This window comes from Kitasatospora sp. NPDC058478, assembly GCF_042720345.1.
GTDB lineage: Bacteria > Actinomycetota > Actinomycetes > Streptomycetales > Streptomycetaceae > Kitasatospora.
The window spans coordinates 9,703-11,214 of sequence record NZ_JBHXML010000131.1 but is presented as its reverse complement, the minus strand read 5'-3'; the positions used below and the strand labels follow the sequence as shown (position 1 = coordinate 11,214).

Here is a 1,512-nt window from a genome sequence, read left to right as displayed (position 1 = left end):
GTACGAGCCGAGCCGGACCACGTGCTCGAAGCCGAGGCCGACCCCGGCGAGCGCGGTGCGCAGGTTGGCGAGGGCGAGCTCCGCCTGGGCGGCGAAGTCGCCGGGCACGACCTGACCGCCGGCGTCGGAGGCGTACTGGCCGCCGATGAACACCGGTTCGCCGGGCGCGGAGGCGGCGTGGCTGTAGCCGAACGGCGTCGGGTCGTGCAGGCCGGGCGGGTTGGTGATGGTGCGGGTGTCGGTCACGGGGTTCCTTCCCTGGTGTCGGGCCGGGCTCGGTGCCGGGCGGTCTACGGCTCGGACCGGGCGGCTTCCTCCCGGGCGTCGCGCCAACTCGGCGACTCCAGGAAGTGGTTGTCGAAGAGGTCCTGCTTGGCGAGCAGTTCCTCGACCGTCGCCTCGCCCGCGCGGATCCGCTCCAGCAGGCGGAAGTAGTCGAAGCGCTCCACCCCGGGGGTGATCACGATCAGCAGGTCCGCCCCGGAGTCCGGCGCCGCCGCGAAGGCATGCGGCAGATGGGGCGGCACCACCACGAGGTCGCCGCTGCGGGCGGTGACCACCTCGTTCCCGACCAGCACCTGGGCCGAGCCGTCGACGACGAAGAACAGCTCCGAGGAGCCCCCGTGGTAATGCGGGGTGGCGCCGTCCTTGCCGCGCCCCAGCGTGACGCGCAGGGTGCTCAGGGCGCCGCCGGTGGCGCTGGAGTCCGCCAGCAGCCGCCCCTTGCCGCCGAGCATTCCGACGGTCTCGGCTTCGTCGCCCCGCACCACCACGGCTTCCGGTCCGATCAACGTCATTGGCCTCTCCCTACAGTGAGCGCTTCGATAGTTCCCTGGCTTATAGTACTACGTCTAACTATCTCCCATCGAATAACATGCCCCTATGGATCACGTGGACGTCATGCTCGACCAGTGGAGCCGGGAGCGCCCGGACCTCGACCTGGCAGCGGTCGGCACCGTCGGCCGCCTCGGCCGCCTCGCGCTGCTCGCGGGCCGGGTCGTCGAAGAGGTGTTCAAGCAACACGGCCTCCAGCGCGGCGAGTTCGACGTTCTCGCCACCCTGCGCCGCTCCGGCGCGCCGTACGAACTGATGCCCTCCGAACTCGCCACGCTGCTGCTGATGTCGCGGGCCGGCATGACCAGCCGGATCGACCGGCTGGAATCGGCGGGCCTGGTGGAACGCCGCACCGACCCGGCGGACCGGCGCAGCATCCGCATCGCCCTCACCCCGGCCGGACGCGCCCTCGTGGACGCCGCCTTCACCGACCACGCGGCCAACGAGACCGCGCTGCTCTCCGCCCTCTCGGGCGAGGAACGCGCCACCCTGGACGGGCTCCTGCGCAAACTGCTCACCGACGTCGAGGGCGCGCACAGCCCGGCGCCCTGACGCCCCCGCCCGAGGTCCAGCCACCCGCGACCGCTCCGCAACGCCGCCGGCCGCCGTACGCGGGGAACGCGTACGGCGGCCGACACCCCGGGCAGGGTGGCGGCCCTGACGACCCCCCCACCAAAG

At 72.5% G+C, this 1,512-nt stretch carries 3 protein-coding genes; 1 reads left to right on the top strand and 2 read right to left on the bottom strand.

Annotated features, from left to right (window positions below):
• Both ACFWPT_RS40140 and ACFWPT_RS40135 read right to left on the bottom strand, forming a co-directional pair.
• Positions 1 to 246: RidA family protein (locus ACFWPT_RS40140; RefSeq protein ID WP_380487926.1), on the bottom strand; the 246-nt coding region annotated here is incomplete at its 3' end.
• 44 nt (positions 247 to 290) lie between these two features.
• On the bottom strand, positions 291 to 797 hold the full coding sequence (locus ACFWPT_RS40135) for a cupin domain-containing protein (RefSeq protein WP_063352400.1): 507 nt from the start codon (positions 795 to 797) through the stop codon (positions 291 to 293).
• A gap of 85 nt (positions 798 to 882) precedes the next feature.
• On the opposite strand from ACFWPT_RS40135, the gene ACFWPT_RS40130 reads away from it, so the two are divergent.
• Positions 883 to 1,386 (top strand): MarR family winged helix-turn-helix transcriptional regulator, encoded by a 504-nt coding sequence (locus ACFWPT_RS40130; RefSeq protein ID WP_380487923.1) that lies wholly within the window; start codon positions 883 to 885, stop codon positions 1,384 to 1,386.
• The last annotated feature ends 126 nt before the right edge of the window (positions 1,387 to 1,512 follow it).